The organism is Streptomyces zinciresistens K42 (assembly GCF_000225525.1).
Classification (GTDB): domain Bacteria; phylum Actinomycetota; class Actinomycetes; order Streptomycetales; family Streptomycetaceae; genus Streptomyces; species Streptomyces zinciresistens.
Window position 1 is genome coordinate 1 of record NZ_AGBF01000133.1, and the last position, 18,578, is coordinate 18,578.

Genomic DNA, 18,578 nt, shown 5'->3' on the forward strand with positions numbered 1-18,578 from the left:
CGAGGCACCGCACCGGACCTGATGGAACTGCTGCCGCAGTGGCTCGCGACGGCGAACGAGCAGGGGCTCGCACCGCCCCCGGAAGCGCTGCCCGCGCTGCTGGACGCGGCGCGGGGGCGCACGGATCTGCGTCCGGCGGCACTGGCGTTCGCGGGGCCGCGCGCGGTGTGGCTGGCGCAGCTCAACCCGGAGTGGCGGTTCGCCCTGCGCGCGGCGCCCGGCGGCGGGGCGGCCCTGCCGCACCTCGACGACGCCGGCCAGGTCGACCGGCTCTGGCAGGAGGGGCTGTTCGCCGAGCGGGTCGCGCTGCTCTCCGCGATCCGCTCCCGTGAGCCCGCGGCGGCCCGCGACCTGCTCGGCACGACCTGGACCACGGAGCGGGCCGAGGACCGGCTGATGTTCCTCGACTCGCTGCGGACCCGGCTGGGCCCCGGGGACGAGGCGTTCCTGGAGCAGGCGCTGGCGGACCGCAGCCGCAACGTGCGCGCCACGGCCGCGGAACTGCTGTCGGCGCTGCCGGGTTCGGCGCTGGCCGCGCGGATGGCGGTACGCGCCGGGGCCTGTGTGGCACTGGACCGCGCGGGCGGCGCCGCCGCGGGAATCGTGGTCGAGGCACCGCACGAGTGCGACGCCGCCATGGAGCGCGACGGAGTGGTGGCCAAGGCACCGGCCGGCCGGGGTGAACGGTCCTGGTGGTTCGGCCAGTTGGTGGAGGCGACCCCGCTGGACACCTGGTCGGCCCGGCTGGGGGGCCGTACCCCCCGGGAGATCGTGGCGCTGGCGGTGGCCGACGACTGGCAGAGCGAGCTGCACGCGGCCTGGTGCCGGGCGGCCGTGCGGCAGCGGGACGCGGAGTGGGCGCGAGCGCTCCTCGGGTCGCCCTCGGCTCCCGAGGCGGGCGGTCCCGGGGCGGTGTCGCTGGCCGAGCGGGCGAAGCTCCTCGGCACGCTGAGCGGCGCCGAGCGCGCGGAGTGGGTCGGCGGTTTCATCGCGACGCACGGTCTGTCGGAGGCGTTCCAGCTGCTCGGGGTGTGCGCGGTGCCGTGGGGCGCCCCGCTCGGCCGGGCGGTGGTCGACGCGCTCGACATCGCGCGCGAAGCGGGAAGTTACCCCTGGAGCTTCAGCGGGGTGATGGGCCTGGCCGAGCGGTGTCTGGACCCGGCCGAGGCGAACCGCCTGGACGGCCTCGTGGCCGTGCCGGACGAGGGGGAGGACGCGTCACCGGGTGCCGGGGGCTACTGGGCGGAGGCGTTCCAGCGCCTGGTCACGACATTGCGGCTGCGCGCGGCGATGACCGCGGAGCTCCTCGGAACCGACGCGCGGAAGGAGAGACCGACGGTCTGCTGACCCTCGACCGGCGCCAGCCGTTCGCCGGCCGGAGGAGCCACACGCCCGTGGGCCCCGTCCCACCACCGGACGCTCTCCCGCCGAAGGGGAAGCCGACGGGCTGGTGCCCCTTGGACCGGCGCCGGCCGTTCGCCGGCCGGACGAGGAGCCCGCGCACCGGTGGGCCCCAGCCCACCGCCGGACGCTCTCCCGCGCAAGGAGAAACCGACGGACGGCCGACCGTCGACCGGCACCGGACGCGCTCCCTCAGAAGAAGGGGTCCGCACCCCGGAGCCCCAGCCCACCGCCGAAGGATCGCCCGCCGAAGGAGGAGCCCAAGCAGCGTCTAAGCCCCAGCCGGGTGATGAGCGTTCTCCCGCACCCAGTCCACGATCGCCTGGGTGGTCGCCCCCGGCGTGAAGATCTCCGCGACACCCTTCTCCTTCAGCGGAGCGATGTCCGCCTCCGGGATGATCCCGCCGCCGAAGACGAGGATGTCCTCCGCCTCGCGCTCCTTCAGGAGGTCGATCACGGCGGCGAACAAAGTGTTGTGGGCGCCCGAGAGGATGGACAGGCCGATCGCGTCGGCGTCCTCCTGGATCGCGGTGTCGACGATCTGCTCGGGCGTCTGGTGCAGGCCGGTGTAGATGACCTCCATACCGGCGTCGCGCAGCGCCCGCGCGATCACCTTGGCGCCCCGGTCGTGACCGTCGAGCCCAGGCTTGGCCACCACCACGCGGATCGGACCGGCTGCCACACCCATCACTGCCTCCAAGCGACTGCATCCATCCGTACCGACCGGCATCACTCGCACACGACGTACAAGAGGTGTGCCGCACCCGTCCCACATGTCATACATGGGACGCGTATCGCCCTTTCCGCCGCTGGCGCGCCGGACGCGCCGACGGCACGGACGCCCCGGGCCACGCCGCCCGGGGAAGTGAACGAACGTTATCGCCAACAACCCGCAACCGGCAGTTTCGCGGTGCGGACCGAGGGGGAAATCACACGGTGGGACACGTTCGCCGCGCACCGTTCCACTTCTCCCGGCACACGGGCCGCGTCAGTCCGCGGTACCCGCGCCGCGGCGGAACCACGCGCAACGGAAGCCGCAACGAGGTCGCCGCACCACCGCGCCACCGGACGGCGCGACACGGCGGTGCGACGGACCGGCGGTGGCACGAAGGGCACGCGGAGCAGGCAGGGCACGACAAGGGGGAGCCTCGTCGCCACACCGGCGGGCAGCCCCGCCAGGTCATCAACACACCCCGGGCGGCGCGGCCGACCCCCACCAGAAGCCTCGCCCACCCCACGCGCCCTCCTCATGCCGCCCGCCACCTCCGCCGCGCCTTCCACGAGGGCACACGGGGGCCGGAGCCGTCCCTCCGCGCGCGCCACAAGGAGGTCGGCCATGAAGGTCACCACAGGAGCCGGAGCAGCACTCCCCTTTCTCCCGCTCTGCCGCCGACTGCTCCCGCGCAGACTCGCCGGCCTCTCCGCGGCCCTGCTGAAGGCGACCGCGCTGGAGATCGCGATCCTCGCCGGCCACCTGCTCCTCTACCCCTCCGGCATCACCCAGGAGCGCCGGACCACCCCGTCGCTCCCGCCGGCCGACGACACCGCACGGCTCCCCGCGCAGCCCCGGCCGCCCGTCGTCCTGCTGCACGGCTTCATCGACAACCGGTCGGTCTTCGTCCTGCTGCGCCGCAGCCTCGCCCGGCACGGCCGGCAGCAGGTCGAGTCGCTCAACTACTCCCCCCTCACCTGCGACATCCGCACCGCCGCCGAACTGCTCGGCCGGCACATCGAGGCCATCTGCGAACGCACCGGCAGCAGCCGGGTGGACATCGTCGGGCACAGTCTCGGAGGGCTGATAGCCCGGTACTACGTGCAGTGCCTCGGCGGTGATCTCAGGGTCCGCACACTGGTCACGCTCGGCACTCCGCACACGGGCACCCGGGTCGCGCCGCTGGCCGACGCGCACCCGATCGTCCGTCAGATGCGCCCGGACTCACCGGTCCTGCGCGAGCTGGCCCGCCCCGCGCCCGGCTGCCGCACGCGGTTCGTGAGCTTCTGGAGCGACCTCGACCCTCTGATGGACCCCCTGGAGACGGCCCGTATCGACCACCCGGACCTGTCGGCGCGGAACGTCCTCGTCACCGGCATCGGCCACCTCGCCCTCCCGGTGCACCCCGCCGTGGCGACCGGGATCCGGGAGGCGCTCGACACCGCGGAAACCGGGACGGAAGCCGCCGCACGGACCAGCGGCCTGACCGTTGCCTGACACCCGTGCGACCACCCGACACCCCCTCCCCGGGCGCACTCGACCGCCTCAGGAACGCCACTCGCCTCGAACGCCCGTCGAACACAAAGCCAAACTCGCGCCACAGGCCACCAGAACACGGCCGAATGCCCGTTTCCCGCGCGCCCAAAACCTGCCGAAGATTGTCGGGCCCGCATACCGCCGGGTACAGTCGCCGCACTGCTCTGGCAGCCCCTGTCGTCGAGGCGAGAGAGAAGTTGGTGAACGATCGTCACCCGTCGGGGACCATGACCTCTCCGGCCTCGGCCTCCGACGCCACTCCGGCCCACTACGCGGCGTACGGCGTGCAGGATGCCCACTACGGTGACTCCACCACGTACGGCGCCTACGACACCACCGGATACACCGCCGGCCACGCCGGCGCGGGCTTCGACGCGGACCCCCTGTTCGGCAGCCTTCCCGGCGAGAACACGGGCGCGTACGACGCCACGCGGTGGTCCACCGGCAGCCACCAGACCGCGCACCACGACGGTTACGCGGCACAGCACCACACCGCCTACGGCACCGCCGCCTACGACGCCACCGCCTGGGCGGCCGAGCACGAGCGGCTCTCCTTCGTCCCACAGCAGGCCAACGGGCACGACGCCGCCGGCCAGTGGGACGCGAACGCCTGGCTGGCCCCGGAGCAGGGCGGGGTCCCCGCCGACCCGACCCAGCAGTGGGCCTGGGACACGCAGAACTTCGACAGCGGCGCGTACGACGCCACGCAGTGGAACTCCGAAGGCGCCACCGGCCTGACCGCCCACGGGCACGGCGACTACGAGCCGTCAGCAGAATCCTTCGACCAGCAGGCGACGGCGTGCTTCCACCAGATCGACCAGGCCGCGTACGACGACCACGGCCATGACGACGGCGACGACGGCGACGGCGACGATCTGGCCGCCACCGGCGAACTCACGGCCGTCGCACCGCTCTTGGAGGACCAGGAGGAGCGCACGCCGGCTCCCTCCCCGCGCGCCCCGGCCCGCAACGGCGCCCGCTCCCGCCGCCGTACGCCCCCCAAGCGCTCCGCGCTGCTGACGATCGCCGTGCCCTCGGCGTGCGTCATGGGTGTCGCCGGGATCGCCGCCGCGTCCGTCGGGGGTATGTCCGACGACAAGGAAGCGACCACGCTGGCCTCGGAGGGCCAGGCCGTGAAGCCGTCCACCGCGAACAACAAGCTGGACAGCCAGCTCGAAAGCCTCTCCGCCGGGGCCGACGACTTCGCCAACCGGGCCAGCCGCACCCAGGAGCGCATCGACCTCAAGGCCCAGCAGGCCGCCGAGAAGCGCAAGGCCGCCGAGGAGGCGGCCCGCAAGGAGCGGCTGCGCCCGAAGTTCGCCGCGCCGGTCCTGCAACGCGGGCTCACCGCCACCTTCGGCGAGGCAGGCGTCAACTGGATGTCCACCCACACGGGCATCGACTTCCCGGTGACGTACGGCACCCCGGTCGCGGCCGTCGCCGACGGAACCGTCCGCACGAAGTGGAACAACTCGTACGGCAACATGGTCATCCTGACCACCAAAGACGGTATGCAGATCTGGTACTGCCACCTCTCCACCTACCGCGTCCCCTCCGGTACGACGGTGAAGGCGGGCGACCCCATCGCGTACTCCGGCAACTCCGGCAACTCGACGGGCCCGCACCTGCACCTGGAGGTCCGGCCCGGGGGCGGCTCGCCGATAGACCCGCTGGCCTGGATGCGCAGCCACGGCGTCGACCCCACGTAAGAGGGACACACGAGCAACGGCCGTAGGCAGGGGCCCCGCCGACCGGCGGGGCCCCTGCCGCGTATCGCTCCTAGAGCTTCTCGACCGGCGCGTACCGCAGCAGCAGCCGCTTCGGCTTGGTGTCGCCGAAGTCGATCGTCGCCTCGGCGTTCGCCCCCGTGCCCTTCACTGACGTCACCGTGCCGAGCCCGAACTGGTCGTGCGTGACGCGGTCGCCGACCGCCAGCTGCACGACCGGTTTCTCCGAGGTCCGCCGGGTGGCGAAGCCGGACGCGCCCGACGCCGAGGAGCGGGAGCGCGACGAGGAGAGCGAGGCGGCCACGCCGGACACCGGCCCGGCGGCGGGCGTGCCGGCACCCGTCCGTTTCCAGTCCACGTGCTGCGCCGGGATCTCCTCCAGGAAACGGGACGGCGGGTTGTACGACGGCTGCCCCCAGGCGCTGCGCATCGACGACCGCGTCAGATACAGCCGTTCACGCGCGCGCGTGATGCCGACGTAGGCGAGGCGCCGCTCCTCCTCCAGCTCCTTGTTCTGCCCGAGGGCGCGCATGTGCGGGAAGACGCCGTCCTCCATGCCGGTGAGGAAGACGACCGGGAACTCCAGCCCCTTCGCGGTGTGCAGGGTCATCAGCGTGATGACGCCGGCGCCCTCCTCGTCCTCGTCGGGGATCTGGTCGGAGTCGGCGACGAGCGCGACCCGCTCCAGGAAGTCCGACAGCCCGGGGGTCTCGCCCTCGCCGGTCTCCTGCTCGAACTCCAGGGCGACGGCGGCCAGTTCCTGGAGGTTCTCGATCCGGGTCTCGTCCTGGGGGTCGGTGGACGCCTGCAACTCACCGAGATAGCCGGTCCGTTCGAGGACGGCCTCCAGCACGGTGGCGGGTCCGGCGCCGGACTCGACGATCGTACGGAGCTCCTCCATCAGCGTGTTGAACCGCTTGACAGCGTTGGCCGACCGCGCGGCCATGCCGTACGCCTCGTCGACGCGCTTCAGCGCCTGCGGGAAGCTGATCTTCTCGCGCTGCGCGAGCGCGTCGACCATCGCCTCCGCGCGCTCGCCGATGCCCCGCTTCGGCACGTTCAGGATGCGGCGCAGCGGCACGGAGTCCTCGGGGTTGGCCAGCACCCGCAGGTAGGCCAGGACGTCCCGGACCTCCTTGCGCTCGTAGAACCGGACCCCGCCGACGACCTTGTAGGGCAGTCCGACGCGGATGAAGATCTCTTCGAAGACACGGGACTGGGCGTTGGTCCGGTAGAAGACGGCGACGTCGCCGGCCTTCGCGTCGCCCGCGTCGGTCAGCCGGTCTATCTCCTCGGCGACGAACTGCGCCTCGTCGTGCTCGGTGTCCGCGACATACCCGGTGATGCGCGCACCCGCGCCCGCGTTGGTCCACAGGTTCTTGGGGCGCCGGGACTCGTTGCGCTCGATGACGGCGTTGGCGGCGGTCAGGATCGTCTGGCTGGAGCGGTAGTTCTGCTCCAGCAGGATCGTCGTCGCGTCCGGGTAGTCCTCCTCGAACTGGAGGATGTTGCGGATGGTGGCGCCCCGGAAGGCGTAGATCGACTGGTCGGCGTCACCCACCACGCACAGCTCGGCCGGCGGCAGCTCGTCCGGGCCGGGCGGTACGTCGACGGGGTGCTCACGCGAGCCGACCAGCTCGCGCACCAGGGCGTACTGGGCGTGGTTGGTGTCCTGGTACTCGTCGACGAGGACGTGCCGGAAGCGGCGGTGGTAGTGCTCGGCGACGTCAGGGAAGGCGCGCAGCAGGTTGACCGTCGTCATGATCAGGTCGTCGAAGTCGAGGGCGTTGGCCTCGCGCAGCCGCGACTGGTACAGGGCGTACGCCTGCGCGAGGGTCTTCTCGAAGCCGTCCGTGGCCTGGGCGGCGAAGTCCTCCTCGTCGATCAGCTCGTTCTTCAGATTGCTGATCTTGGCGCTGAAGGACTTGGGCGGGAAGCGCTTGGGGTCGAGATCGAGATCACGGCAGACGAGCGCCATCAGGCGCTTGCTGTCTGCGGCGTCGTAGATCGAGAACGACGACGTGAATCCGAGCCTCTTGCTCTCGCGGCGCAGGATGCGCACGCACGCGCTGTGGAAAGTCATCACCCACATCGCGTTCGCCCGCGGCCCGACGAGCTGCTCGACGCGCTCCTTCATCTCCCCGGCGGCCTTGTTGGTGAAGGTGATCGCGAGGATCTGCCCCGGATGGACCTGCCGCTCGGCCAGGAGGTGCGCGATGCGGTGGGTGAGCACCCGCGTCTTGCCGGACCCGGCCCCCGCCACGATGAGCAGGGGGGTGTCCGAGTGGACGACGGCCGCGCGCTGGTTCTCGTTGAGCCCCTCCAGCAGGGCGGCGGCGTCGATCGCCGGACGCGGGGCGCCGTCACGGTAGTAGGCGTCCCGGTCCGGCGGCAGGTCGAACTTCCCGCCGAACAGATCCTCCGGAACGGGCTCCGGAGCATGATCGTCCTCGGGCGGTGGCGGAGGCTCCTCCCCAGGGGCCCGAGGGGCCTGGAGATCCGCCAGGAAGCTGTCGTCAAAGAGGCTGCTCATCGCTCTCCGAGTCTAGGGCGCCCCACCGACAACCGACCCCCACCCCAGGAATCCCCCACAACCGGGCCCTCAAGAGGCTCCCGGCAAGGGGCCGCCGGGACCGCACCCCGCACGGCGGGAAGGGGCCGGGCCGGGGATGCGCCCCGCCGCGTACGACGACAAGCGGCCGGGCCGGGCGCGGCGGCCCGGTCCGCGAGAAGGGGCCGGCCCGGCGTGCCCAGCCGCGTACGGCGAGAAGGGGCCGCGCCGGGGGTGCCCGCCCGCAGCGCCCGGCGTCTAAGGGACGGCACAGTTCTCCCCACAGATCCGCCGGACCGAGGACGGACACCCCCCCCCCGGCACGGCCCCGCCCCCAAAAAAAACCGACACAGGCGCGAGGCAAGAAGCCCCACGACCCCGCACATGCGCCGCAGGCACCCACCGACCGGCGACAGGCACCTCAGATACCTCAGGCACCTCCCCATCCGGCCACGGGCCCCACGACACAACGCAGACACCCCACCAACCCACCGCGCACCACAGGTCCCCGCCAACCCGCCGCGCCCACCGCGCGCACCGCGCCCACCGCGCCCACCGCAGGCATCCCATCCGAAGGCCGATTTCAGACCCACGCACGCGCGTGCCCCACCCCCATCCCGCACCGCGATCCTTAGCATCGCCCCATGCCAGCCACCACGACCACCCTCGCATCCCCGCTGCAGACCTGGTGGTCGACCCGTCCCCCCGCAGCCGGCGCCGCGGTCATGGCGACCGGCATCATCTCGGTGGCCCTGCACCAGACCGGCTACGAATCCCTGTCCCGTATCGCGCTGGCCCTGGGATGCGCCGCCTGGCTCGCCCTCGCCGCGGACTTCGGCGCCCGGCTCCTGTGGGACCGCCCCCGCTGGCTGAAAGAAGCCGCAACCCCGGCCGCGCTGACCGCCGTCGCCGCGACGACCGTGCTCGGCACCCGCTTCAGCGCCCTCGGCTGGCAGACCCTGGCGATGGCCCTGCTGGCGCTGGCGGCCCTGCTCTGGCCCGGCCTGCTCGTCGACGTCGTACGCCACTGGCACCGCGACATGCCCGGCGCGGTCTTCCTGGGCTGCGTGGCCACCCAGGGCCTCGCCGTGCTGGCCGCCACGCTCGCCGCGACCGAGACGGCCGCCTGGCTCGCGCACACCGCCCTGGTCCTGTTCTGGCTCGGCCTGCTCCTGTACGCCGTCGCCCTGACCCGCTTCGACCTGCGCCAGGTGACCCGGGGCGCCGGCGACCACTGGGTGGCGGGCGGCGCCCTCGCCATCTCCGCGCTCGCCGGTTCCAAACTGCTCGCCGCCGACAGCGCCCGCCTGTACCTGTGGAACGACGACGACTACAGCGCCCTGCGCACGATGACCGTCGGCCTGCTGATCCTCGACCTGGCCTGGTACGCCGTCCTGCTCGCCGCCGAGATCGGCCGGCCGAGGCCGCACTACGACGTACGCCGCTGGGCGACGGTCTTCCCGCTGGGCATGACGGCCGCGGCGGCCCTGTCCGTCGGCACGGTCGTGGACGTCTCCTGGCTGGCGCCCCCGGGCGAGGTCCTGACGTGGATCGCGGTGGCGGTGTGGCTGGCGGTCGCCGCCGGAGCGGCGTGGACCTACCTGGCCCCGCGCCCGGGGACCGGCCCTCCGGCCGACGTCACGTCCACAGCACGGCGATGAAGATGTTCGCCGTGGTCAGCAGCCCGACCACACCGAACAGGCTCTTGTCGACCTTCTCCTCGTCCCGCTTCACGTAGACGAGTCCGAGGATCACGATCAGCAGCGCGAGCTTGACGCCGATCTTGATGTTGTCCACGGACTGGTCGTCCGCCTGATTGAGCCCGACGAGGAGCACACCCGTGACCAGCATGGTCAGCGCGCCGTGCAGCATCGCGGGCACGAACCGGGCGGTGCCCTGCCCCATCGCCTTCATCTGGGTCAGGAACCCACCGAGCAGCGAGGCGATACCGACGATGTGCAGGCCCACGAAGAACTGGATGAGTACGTCCATGGCCAGCGAGCCTAATCACCACCACTCGGCCCCTCCCCACCGCCCCACCCCTTGACGCCCCTGGCCGCACACCACCCGCCACGCACCGGCACCCGCACCCCCTCCCACCCACACACCCGCACCCAACCCGCAGCACTCGCACGCACTCGCACCCGTCACCCACCGCCACCCACCGCCACCCACCGCGACAGCGCCGCATTTGCGCGCGCCATAGCACCGAACCACCCACACCCACCCCCCGAACAACCGCATCGGTCAGCACAGAGCGTGAACAGCACCCCCCGATTCCGCCCGCACGGTCACTTACGGTCACCCGCGATCCGCTCCCGGCACTTCCGCACAACGCGTTACCGTCCCGACACCGTCGGGTTTAGCGTCCTTCCCCAGGTGACCGGCTCCCCACCGCCGCCCAGGGCCAGGGGCGGCAGTCGGGCACCTCCGCCGAAAACGTCCGGCGGCGGCCCGTCCCCCTGTGCGGGCCGCCGCCGGACGCGCGAACCCCCACAGGCGGTCGACGAAAGGACGCGGTCTCCTTGGCAGCCCACCGAAAACCCCGTCCGCGCCGGGCCGGCGGCACCTCGGCCCGTACGGCCTGGACGATCGTCCTGGCGGGCACGGCGACGACGACCGGCCTCGACGGCACCGCTCTCGCCGAACCGCAGCAGACACCGGCCCAGGTGAAGGCGCAGGTGGACGAGCTGTACCGGCAGGCGGAGACCGCCACCGAGAAGTACAACGGCGCGAAGGAGCGGGCGGACGCGGCCCAGCGGCGCGTGAACGCCCTTCAGGACGAGGCGGCGCGCAAGACGCAGACCCTCAACTCCGCCCGGGAGCAGCTGGGTTCGATGGCAGCGGCCCAGTACCGCGACGGCGGCCTCGATCCGGCCCTCCAACTGGCGCTCTCCGGCGACCCCGACCGCTACCTCGACGGCGCCGAGTTCGCCGGCCGCGTCGGCCACCGCCAGGCCGCCTCCGTCGCCCGTGTCCGCAGCGGACTGCGCGAGATCGAGCAACTGCGCGGCGCCGCCCGCCTCGAACTGACCTCGCTTGCCTCGCGCCGGACCGAGCTGAAGCGGCACCAGAGGACGATCACCGGCAAGCTGGACTCCGCCCGGACCCTCCTCGCCCGGCTCCCCTCCGCCGAACGCCCCGTACTCGGTGCGGACGCCACCTCCCGCTCCCCGACCGGCACCCGGGGCACCCAGGCGGCGCCCGCCCCCGGCGCCGCAACCGCCGAGGCCCCCAACTCCCGTGCGGCGGCCGCGATCTCCTACGCCCGCTCCAAGCTCGGCAGCCCCTACGTCTGGGGCGCGACCGGCCCGGACGCCTTCGACTGCTCGGGGCTGACCCAGGCCGCCTTCCGCGCGGCCGGCGTCTCCCTGCCCCGGACGACCTACGCGCAGATCGACACCGGCCGCCGCGTCTCGCGCGCCGAACTGCTCCCGGGCGACCTGGTGTTCTTCTACTCCGGTATCAGCCACGTCGGCCTCTACATCGGCGGCGGACGCATGATCCACTCCCCGAACCCCTCTTCCCGGGTCCGGGTGGCGCCGATCAGCGAGATGCCCTTCGCGGGAGCCACCCGCGTCGTGTGACCGCCGCCGGATCGGAGTGTCCGCCGGATCGGGGTGTCCGCCGGATCGGGGTGTCCGGGAGCGGCGGTCCCGGACTCGCGCCGCCGCGGCCTCAGACCAGGCGCCGGGCCGTCGCCCACCGCGTCAGCTCGTGCCGGTTCGACAGCTGGAGCTTTCTCAGTACCGCCGAGACATGGGACTCGACCGTCTTGACGGAGATGAAGAGCTGCCTGGCGATCTCCTTGTAGGCATAACCGCGTGCGATCAGGCGCAGCACCTCCCGCTCGCGCTGGGTGAGGCGGTCCAGGTCCTCGTCGACCGGGGGCGCGTCCGTGGAGGCGAACGCGTCCAGGACGAACCCCGCGAGGCGCGGCGAGAACACCGCGTCGCCCTCCTGGACGCGGAAGATGGAGTCGACGAGGTCCGTGCCGGTGATCGTCTTGGTCACGTATCCGCGCGCACCGCCGCGGATCACGCCGATGACGTCCTCGGCGGCGTCCGAGACGGACAGCGCGAGGAAGCGGACGGGCCGCTCGGCGTCCGCCGTCAACGGCGCGCAGCGGCGCAGCACTTCGACCCCGCCCCCGCCGGGGAGGTGCACGTCGAGGAGGACGACCTCGGGGCGGGTCGCGGTGATGACGGTGACCGCCTGGTCGACGTCCGCGGCCTCGCCGACGACCTCGACCCCGGTCTGCTCGGTCCGGCCGATCTCGGCCTGGACCCCGGTACGGAACATGCGGTGGTCGTCCACGAGGACCACGCGCACATGCCGTCCGTCCGCGCTCGGACCGGCCTGCTCCGCGGGCTCGTTGGTCCCGGTCGGCTCACTCATGACGTCTTCTCCGCCCTCTCCATCTCCAGCTCGACCTCCGTGCCGCCGTCGGGCACCGCCCGCAGCCGGGCCGTGCCGCCGTTGCGTTCCATGCGGCCGATGATCGATTCTCTGACGCCCATGCGGTCCGCGGGTATCGCGTCCAGGTCGAAGCCCGGACCGCGGTCCCGTACGGACACGAAGACGGTCTTCCCCTCCACCTCCGCGAAGACCTGTACGGCACCGCCCTCGCCACCGTACTTCGCGGCGTTCACCATCGCCTCGCGCGCGGCCTGCATCTGTGCGGCGATCTTCTCGTCGAGCGGGCAGTCGCCGACGACGACCACCTCGATGGGGACGCCGTGCTTGTCCTCGATCTCGGCGGCGTTGGCGCGGACCGCGTCGGCGAGGGTGGCCGGCTCCTGGGCCTCGTCCTTGCCGGTGCCCTCGGGTTTGTAGAGCCAGGTGCGCAGGTCACGCTCCTGGGCGCGGGCGAGGCGGCGGACCTCGCTCGCGTTCTCCGCGTTGCGCTGGATCAGGGTCAGGGTGTGCAGCACCGAGTCGTGGACGTGCGCGGCGACTTCGGCACGCTCCTGGGCTCGGATGCGCATCAGGCGCTCCTCGGAGAGGTCCTGGGTCATGCGCACGAGGTAGGGACCGGCCAGGAGCGTTATGCCGACGAGGACCGCGAGGGCCGCCTGGAGCACGGAGCCGAGGTGTGCGGCGGAGCCCTGGAGGACGAAGATGCCGGAGACTCCGGCGGTGACCAGTACGACCCCGCCCGCGGCCCGCAGGAGGGTCAGGGTGCGACGGCGTCTGCCGACCTCCATCCAGCGGGCCCGCCGGGCGTTGTCCGCCTGGCGCCAGACCAGGGCGACACCGCCGCCGACGAGCACGGCGGGCAGCAGGTAGGCCTTGGCACCGCTGCCGACGTCCACGCTGCCGACGAAGACCGTCGCCACCACGACCATGAGGAGCAGCGCGACGATCTGCCCCTTGTCGGGCTTGCGTGCGACGAGTCGGCGCCGGCCGTCGGGCGCGGTCTCGGTAGTGAAGGGGGGCGGACGCTGCGCGTCCACCCCGCCGAGACCGAGCGGTACGAAGAACCAGAACGCCGCGTACAGCAGGGCGCCGAGCCCGTCCGCCATGAACAGGCCGACGAAGACGAGCCGCACCCAGATCACGGGCAGGCCGAGATGCCCGGCGAGCCCCCGCGCCACACCCCCGAGCCAGCGTCCGTCGCTGCTGCGGTAGAGCTTGCGCGGCGCCCGCGGTTCCACGAGGGGTGCTGTTGCGGCGTCCGGCATGCCATCGATGGTCACACGCCGGGCCCACCAGGGCATCAGGGTCCGCCCCCTAGACTCCCCTGATCTTCGTCACGCCCGACTCGAACGCCTCCCGGCCGCCGTCTCAGGGCCGATATCAGGGTCCGACCAGGGTCGTCCCGACTCCCGTCCCGCCGACCCGACCGTCACCATGGACACATGACCGACCACCAGCACGCCTCGGACTCCGTGCCCGGACCGGACGCCGTGCCCTCCGCGGGTACCGCGTCCGGTGCGGGGTCCCCGAGCGCCGCGGGTGAGGGCCGCGGTCCGCACACCGCCACCGCCGACCTGCCCGGCCCGCCCGGCCCGTCGCACAGGTTCCGCCGCGACCGCGGGCACAAGATGCTGGCCGGCGTCTGCGCCGGGCTCGGGCGGCAGTGCGACATGGACCCGGTGATCTTCCGCATCACCTTCGCCGTGCTCTCCGCGACCGGCGGACTGGGGCTCCTCTTCTACGGTTTCGCCTGGCTCCTCGTCCCGTACGACGACGAGGAGGGCAACGAGGTGCGCAGGCTCCTCACCGGCCGCGTCGACGGACAGGCGCTGACGGCCGTACTGTTCGCGCTGGTGGGCTGCGGCGTCTTCCTCACGATGCTGAGGAACGGCGGGGTGCTGACGTTCGCGGTGGTCCTGAGCCTGCTCCTCGCGGGCGCGGGGTACTGGTCGCGCCACCGCGGCGCCCCCGACTCCGACCAGCTCGCCGCGCAGGCCGTCGCCGACGCCCCGCCGGAGGCCAAGGCACCACCGGTGCCCGCCGCCTACCCGTCCTGGTGGCGCGATCCCATCGTCAAGGACGGGACGCACGAGGGCGGCACCGGTTATCTCTGGGGCCCGCGTGACTCGCGGGAGCGCGACATCGCGGCGGCCGTCGGCATCGGCCGCCGCGCATGGAGCGGCCGCGAGGACCCGCGCGAGCAGCCCCCCCGGCCCCCCGGGCCGCGCGGCCCCCGCTGGATCGGCGGCCAGGTGTTCCTGCTGGCCCTCCTCGCGGCCGGCGTGGGCATCGGGGCGACCTGGGAGGAGCGGGAGCTCGGCACGAGCCTGCAGACCGGCCTGGCCGCCGCGCTGCTGGTCTTCGGCCTGGGAATAGCCGTGAGCGCGTTCCTGGGGCGCACAGGAGCGGGCTCGGTGTTCCTGGCGGTCGTCACCGCCGGTCTGCTGGCCGCGTCGGCCGCCCTGCCCAAGGACATCAGCACCCAGTGGACCGACCGGAGCTGGAGACCGGCGGCGATGGCGGAGGTACAGCCCCGCTACCAGCTGGGGACGGGCGTGGGCACGCTCGACCTCACAGGGGTGGACTTCGCCCCGGGGCGGACCGTGACGACGCGCGTCGATGTCGGCGTGGGCCGGCTGAAGGTGATCGTCCCCGCGGACGTCACCGTGGACCTCAGCGTCAACGTAGGGGTGGGAGACATCCAGTTGCCGGGCGAGACCAAGCAGGACGTGGACGTGGCACCGGGCAGGAGCAAGGCCCTGACCCTGAAACCGGCCCCCGGCACCAGAAGCGCGGGCACCCTCGGCCTCGGTCTGAGCGTCGGCGCGGGACAGGCGGAGGTGAGCCGTGCTGCGTCATGAGTTCCAGCCCGGACGGCTGCTCGGCGGAGCCGTACTGACCCTGGCGGGCCTGATCTACCTCGGTGACGCGGGCGACGCCTGGGAGACCCCTTGGTTCGTGGTGATCCCGCTCGTGGTCGGCGGGCTCTGCCTGGCGGGAGTGGTCGGCCTGGTCACCCGCGGCATCCGCGCGCGCAGACGGACGCCGCCCTCCCCCGGCCCGCGGGGCTACCGGTAGCGCCCGGCCCGCCGCCGGCGCCGCGAGTGGAGCGCGGCGTCCAGGGAGAACACCGGCGCACCCGCCAGCACGAGCGGCAGCCAGGCCATCAGATAGGCCAGGTCGTTGCCGTAGTAGTAGGGATCGGAGGCCCAGCTCACGGTCAGCCACAGGCTCAGCGAGATCAGCGCACCCCCGAGCGCCGCCAGCCGGGCCAGCAGCCCGATGAGCGTGCCGATGCCGACGGCCAGCTCACCGAAGGCGATGGCGTACCCGAAGCCGACCGGGTTGTCCAAGGCCATGTCGACCATGGCGGGAATCGCCGACGAGTCCCGGACGGCCCGCATCATGTCCCCGATCGACCCCGCACCGGAGTCCTTCAGGAACGCGCTGTCGGTCAGCTTGTCGAGGCCGGCGTAGATGAAGGTGACGCCAAGAAAGATCCGCAAGGGGAGCAGCGCGTAACGAGTGGCCGAGTCCCGCCACCCGCGACCGCCGCCGTCGGAATAGAGGGAGCCGTCCGCATGCATACCGTGAGCCATCGCCCGAAGCCGCCTCTCGCCCGCCGTGCCGAGACCCTCAAACAGACCATACGTACGCAACCACCGCCCCACTCAGGCAACGGCACCCGCATTCTCCGACGCCCCCGGTAAAAACTTCAATCACCCAGACGCAACACCCCCACCCCCACCCCCACCGCCTACTCGGTCACATCGATCCCGTACCGATTCGTCTCCACCCCCGCAGCAGTGACCACCTGCACATCCACCCGCCCGGGCTCCACATCCGCCGGCACCGGCACAGTCAGCACCGCGTCCCCCGGATTGCTGAACCCACCCCGCACCGGCACCAGCGGCACATGCACATGCACCGCCCCGATCCGCACCACCATCCGTGACAACCGATCCGCCCCCTGGGCCCCCGGCGGCACGAACCCGGCTCCCCGGATCTCGATGTCGTCCCCGGTACGGATCGGCGCGTCCAGATCACCGGCCTCCCGGGACCGCACCACGGAGAGGATCACCGGCCGACCCCCCTCCGCGTACTTCCCCGCCAGGTACGTCGCCGCCGAGATGAGCACCACCACCGCCAGCCCCCACGGCAGATCGGGCAACTGGTCCGGCCGCCGTGCCAGCCGCACCGCGGCGAACAGCAACGCGACCCCGCCGATCACCACGTACTGGATGTCCGCGAACGTCCCCCGCCCCGCGTCGTCCGTCAGCAGGTCCGCCGCCCGCGGCCGATGCGCCCGCACCTTCTGCAGCCGCTGCCCCAGCACCCGTACGCCCACGACCCGCCGCACCAGCACCGCGATCGCGCAGACCACGGCGAGCACGGTCACCACACCGGCGCCCCGGCCCAGTTCCAGCCCCGCGATCAGCGCGTCGCGCTCCGCGGAACCGGAGGCCGCCGCGAGCCGCCCCACGAGCACGAGGACGGCGTACGCCACGAACAGCACCCACGCCCCGGCCACCGCACGCGACGTGGACAGCCGGTTGTCCTCCCCGATCACCGGCGCCAGCGCGCCGCCCCGCGCCCGGTGGAACCACGACGCCGAGGTGAGCGCGCCGCCGGTCAGCACCGCGGCCAGCAGCCCGGCCGTGCGCGCCGCGGTCCACCCCGTGCCGACCGCGGTGAGCGCCTGCGCCAGCAGCAGGGCCACGACCAGGCCCCAGACCACGCACGCCGTACGCCACCACAGCCGCGCGAGCCATGCCTCGCCCTCGGCCCGGCCGCGCTCGGCGACGTGTTCGGCCGACTGCGTCAGCTCCTCGGAGACCCACTGCCGCGAGGCGGACACCGAGTGGGCCACCGCGGGCGGCAGCCCCTCCCCCGCCGCGAACCCGTCCCGCTTCGACACGAACGCGGCGACCGCCCGCCGATGCCCCGCTCGCGCCCCGTGCGGACAGTCGCCGCAGGTGCAGCCACCCCCGTGCGCGCCCGTCACCGCGCCACCCTGCCCAGCCTCCTGCACCGCCACGCCCGATGCCCGCCTTCCCCACGCCCTGCACCACGCCGCACCGCACGACGTCGCATCCTCACGGCATCGTGTCTTCACGACGTCGCGTCCTCACGACCGCCGCGTCCGGCAACTCCCGCGCGACGAGAGCGAATTGTGCCGTACGGCACCCGCCTCCCGCCCGCCAGGTCCGGTCGCCGAGGGTGATGCGCGCTCTGCCGTGTTGACCCGGCCGCGAGAGCGCGTCCGGGACGGAGGCCGCACGCCCGCCCGGCTCAGCTGAGCAGATCCGGCTCGCCGCGGCTCACGTCCTGCCACATCGGCTGGTAGTTGATCCATGCCACCAGGTCGCCGCCGAGCTGTTCGCGGGTGGCCACCGCCATCCGGTGGTCGATGAGGACGGGGCGGCCGGCGGCCCGCGCGGTGAGCTGCACCTGGCAGGAGCGCTCCATGGACAGGAACCACCAGGCGGCCGCGTCCACCGAGTCGCCGACGGTCAGCAGGCCGTGGTTGCGCAGGACGAGGGCCTTGTGGGAGTCGAGCGCGGCGGCGATCCGACGGCCCTCCACGGCGTCGACGGCGACTCCGGTGTAGGCGTCGTAGAGCGCGTGGTCCTCGTAGAAGGCGCAGCTCTCCTGGCTGATCGGGTCGAGGAGTTCGCCCAGCGCGGCGAGGGCGCGTCCGTGCACGGAGTGGCAGTGGGCGACCGCGACGACGTCCGGGCGTGCGGCGTGGACCTGGGAGTGAACCGTGAACGCCGCCTGGTTGACGTGGTAGCGGCCCTCGATGACCTGGCCGTCGGAGTTGGCGAGGACGAGATCGCTGACGGTGACGTGCTTGAACGGCATCCCGAAGGGGTTGACCCAGAAGCAGTCGCTGAACTCGGGGTCGCGTGCGGTGATGTGCCCCGAGACGCCGTCCTCGAAGCCCATCCGGCCGAAGATCCGCAGGGCGCCGGCGAGCCGTTCCTTGCGGTGCCGGCGCTCGTCCGCGGCCGACTCGTGCATCGGCGGCATGGCGAACCGGAGTTTGTCGGTGGGCAGCGGTGAGGGCGGAATGGGCCCGGGGGGCGTCCCCTGCATGTGTCCTCCCGCACTGTGTTGCGTCACGGGGCGGAAGTTACCGGCGGTCAGCGCAGGAGAACAGAGCTGTTTCTGTAAAGATCCCGCTCCGGTCCGTCCGCCCCGCCCCGCGCCGCTCCGCCCGGCGGGCAGC

15 protein-coding genes are annotated in these 18,578 nt (G+C 72.7%); 7 read left to right on the plus strand and 8 right to left on the minus strand.

Translation table 11 applies throughout. The features are described 5' to 3' along the window. Window positions 1-1,347 (plus strand): DUF5691 domain-containing protein (locus SZN_RS26530; RefSeq protein ID WP_007500782.1); only part of this gene is annotated, 1,347 nt, incomplete at its 5' end. A gap of 325 nt (window positions 1,348-1,672) precedes the next feature. Here the strand turns inward: SZN_RS26530 and icmB are convergent. After that, complete coding sequence (icmB, locus tag SZN_RS26535; RefSeq protein WP_007500783.1) at window positions 1,673-2,089, minus strand: coenzyme B12-dependent isobutyryl CoA mutase small subunit; 417 nt, start codon at window positions 2,087-2,089, stop codon at window positions 1,673-1,675. Between the two features lie 648 nt (window positions 2,090-2,737). On the opposite strand from icmB, the gene SZN_RS26540 reads away from it, so the two are divergent. Together SZN_RS26540 and SZN_RS26545 are read left to right on the plus strand one after the other, a co-directional pair. Then, window positions 2,738-3,610: an esterase/lipase family protein gene (locus SZN_RS26540; RefSeq protein ID WP_007500784.1), complete on the plus strand. Its 873-nt coding sequence runs from the start codon at window positions 2,738-2,740 to the stop codon at window positions 3,608-3,610. A gap of 266 nt (window positions 3,611-3,876) precedes the next feature. Further along, window positions 3,877-5,358 (plus strand): M23 family metallopeptidase, encoded by a 1,482-nt coding sequence (locus SZN_RS26545; RefSeq protein WP_007500785.1) that lies wholly within the window; start codon window positions 3,877-3,879, stop codon window positions 5,356-5,358. A gap of 70 nt (window positions 5,359-5,428) precedes the next feature. Here SZN_RS26545 and pcrA read toward each other — a convergent pair whose 3' ends face one another. Continuing rightward, complete coding sequence (gene pcrA / locus SZN_RS26550) at window positions 5,429-7,909, minus strand: DNA helicase PcrA (RefSeq protein WP_007500786.1); 2,481 nt, start codon at window positions 7,907-7,909, stop codon at window positions 5,429-5,431. A gap of 662 nt (window positions 7,910-8,571) precedes the next feature. On the opposite strand from pcrA, the gene SZN_RS26555 reads away from it, so the two are divergent. Then, a complete protein-coding gene (locus tag SZN_RS26555; protein ID WP_007500788.1) occupies window positions 8,572-9,588 on the plus strand; it encodes a tellurite resistance/C4-dicarboxylate transporter family protein in 1,017 nt (338 codons plus the stop codon). Here SZN_RS26555 and SZN_RS26560 read toward each other — a convergent pair. Next, a complete protein-coding gene (locus SZN_RS26560; RefSeq protein ID WP_007500790.1) occupies window positions 9,566-9,919 on the minus strand; it encodes a hypothetical protein in 354 nt (117 codons plus the stop codon). The genes SZN_RS26555 and SZN_RS26560 overlap by 23 nt on opposite strands. A gap of 533 nt (window positions 9,920-10,452) precedes the next feature. On the opposite strand from SZN_RS26560, the gene SZN_RS26565 reads away from it, so the two are divergent. Then, window positions 10,453-11,514: a C40 family peptidase gene (locus SZN_RS26565; RefSeq protein ID WP_007500792.1), complete on the plus strand. Its 1,062-nt coding sequence runs from the start codon at window positions 10,453-10,455 to the stop codon at window positions 11,512-11,514. 91 nt (window positions 11,515-11,605) lie between these two features. Here the strand turns inward: SZN_RS26565 and SZN_RS26570 are convergent, their stop codons facing one another. Both SZN_RS26570 and SZN_RS26575 read right to left on the minus strand, forming a co-directional pair. Further along, window positions 11,606-12,325, minus strand: coding sequence for a LuxR C-terminal-related transcriptional regulator (locus SZN_RS26570; protein ID WP_007500794.1), 720 nt, complete (start codon window positions 12,323-12,325; stop codon window positions 11,606-11,608). After that, a complete protein-coding gene (locus SZN_RS26575) occupies window positions 12,322-13,611 on the minus strand; it encodes an ATP-binding protein (RefSeq protein WP_043733278.1) in 1,290 nt (429 codons plus the stop codon). The genes SZN_RS26570 and SZN_RS26575 overlap by 4 nt, the downstream gene beginning before the upstream one ends. A 177-nt stretch (window positions 13,612-13,788) precedes the next feature. On the opposite strand from SZN_RS26575, the gene SZN_RS26580 reads away from it, so the two are divergent. After that, window positions 13,789-15,207 (plus strand): PspC domain-containing protein, encoded by a 1,419-nt coding sequence (locus tag SZN_RS26580; protein WP_007500796.1) that lies wholly within the window; start codon window positions 13,789-13,791, stop codon window positions 15,205-15,207. Further along, entirely contained in the window at window positions 15,194-15,424 is a 231-nt protein-coding gene (locus SZN_RS26585; RefSeq protein WP_007500797.1) for a hypothetical protein, read from the plus strand. Before SZN_RS26580 ends, SZN_RS26585 begins: the two co-directional genes overlap by 14 nt. On the opposite strand, the gene SZN_RS26590 is transcribed toward SZN_RS26585, so the two are convergent. From SZN_RS26590 to SZN_RS26600, 3 genes are all read right to left on the minus strand, one after another. Next, window positions 15,415-15,945: a DoxX family protein gene (locus tag SZN_RS26590; protein ID WP_167546331.1), complete on the minus strand. Its 531-nt coding sequence runs from the start codon at window positions 15,943-15,945 to the stop codon at window positions 15,415-15,417. The genes SZN_RS26585 and SZN_RS26590 overlap by 10 nt on opposite strands. A 158-nt stretch (window positions 15,946-16,103) precedes the next feature. Continuing rightward, the gene (locus SZN_RS26595; RefSeq protein WP_043733275.1) at window positions 16,104-17,384 is read right to left on the minus strand and encodes a hypothetical protein; all 1,281 of its coding nucleotides are present in this window, start codon (window positions 17,382-17,384) and stop codon (window positions 16,104-16,106) included. Between the two features lie 254 nt (window positions 17,385-17,638). Next, entirely contained in the window at window positions 17,639-18,445 is an 807-nt protein-coding gene (locus tag SZN_RS26600; RefSeq protein WP_007500800.1) for a class II aldolase/adducin family protein, read from the minus strand. Between the last annotated feature and the right edge of the window lie 133 nt (window positions 18,446-18,578).

Excerpts from the sequence above, each read along its gene's own strand:
- icmB (WP_007500783.1), bottom strand. The coding sequence starts at position 2,089 with ATGGGTGTGGCAGCCGGTCCGATCCGCGTGGTGGTGGCCAAGCCTGGG.
- SZN_RS26560 (WP_007500790.1), bottom strand. The coding sequence starts at position 9,919 with ATGGACGTACTCATCCAGTTCTTCGTGGGCCTGCACATCGTCGGTATC.
- SZN_RS26555 (WP_007500788.1), top strand. The coding sequence starts at position 8,572 with ATGCCAGCCACCACGACCACCCTCGCATCCCCGCTGCAGACCTGGTGG.
- SZN_RS26590 (WP_167546331.1), bottom strand. The coding sequence starts at position 15,945 with ATGGCTCACGGTATGCATGCGGACGGCTCCCTCTATTCCGACGGCGGC.
- SZN_RS26545 (WP_007500785.1), top strand. The coding sequence starts at position 3,877 with ATGACCTCTCCGGCCTCGGCCTCCGACGCCACTCCGGCCCACTACGCG.
- SZN_RS26575 (WP_043733278.1), bottom strand. The coding sequence starts at position 13,611 with ATGCCGGACGCCGCAACAGCACCCCTCGTGGAACCGCGGGCGCCGCGC.
- SZN_RS26600 (WP_007500800.1), bottom strand. The coding sequence starts at position 18,445 with ATGCAGGGGACGCCCCCCGGGCCCATTCCGCCCTCACCGCTGCCCACC.
- SZN_RS26570 (WP_007500794.1), bottom strand. The coding sequence starts at position 12,325 with ATGAGTGAGCCGACCGGGACCAACGAGCCCGCGGAGCAGGCCGGTCCG.
- SZN_RS26540 (WP_007500784.1), top strand. The coding sequence starts at position 2,738 with ATGAAGGTCACCACAGGAGCCGGAGCAGCACTCCCCTTTCTCCCGCTC.
- SZN_RS26580 (WP_007500796.1), top strand. The coding sequence starts at position 13,789 with ATGACCGACCACCAGCACGCCTCGGACTCCGTGCCCGGACCGGACGCC.
- pcrA (WP_007500786.1), bottom strand. The coding sequence starts at position 7,909 with ATGAGCAGCCTCTTTGACGACAGCTTCCTGGCGGATCTCCAGGCCCCT.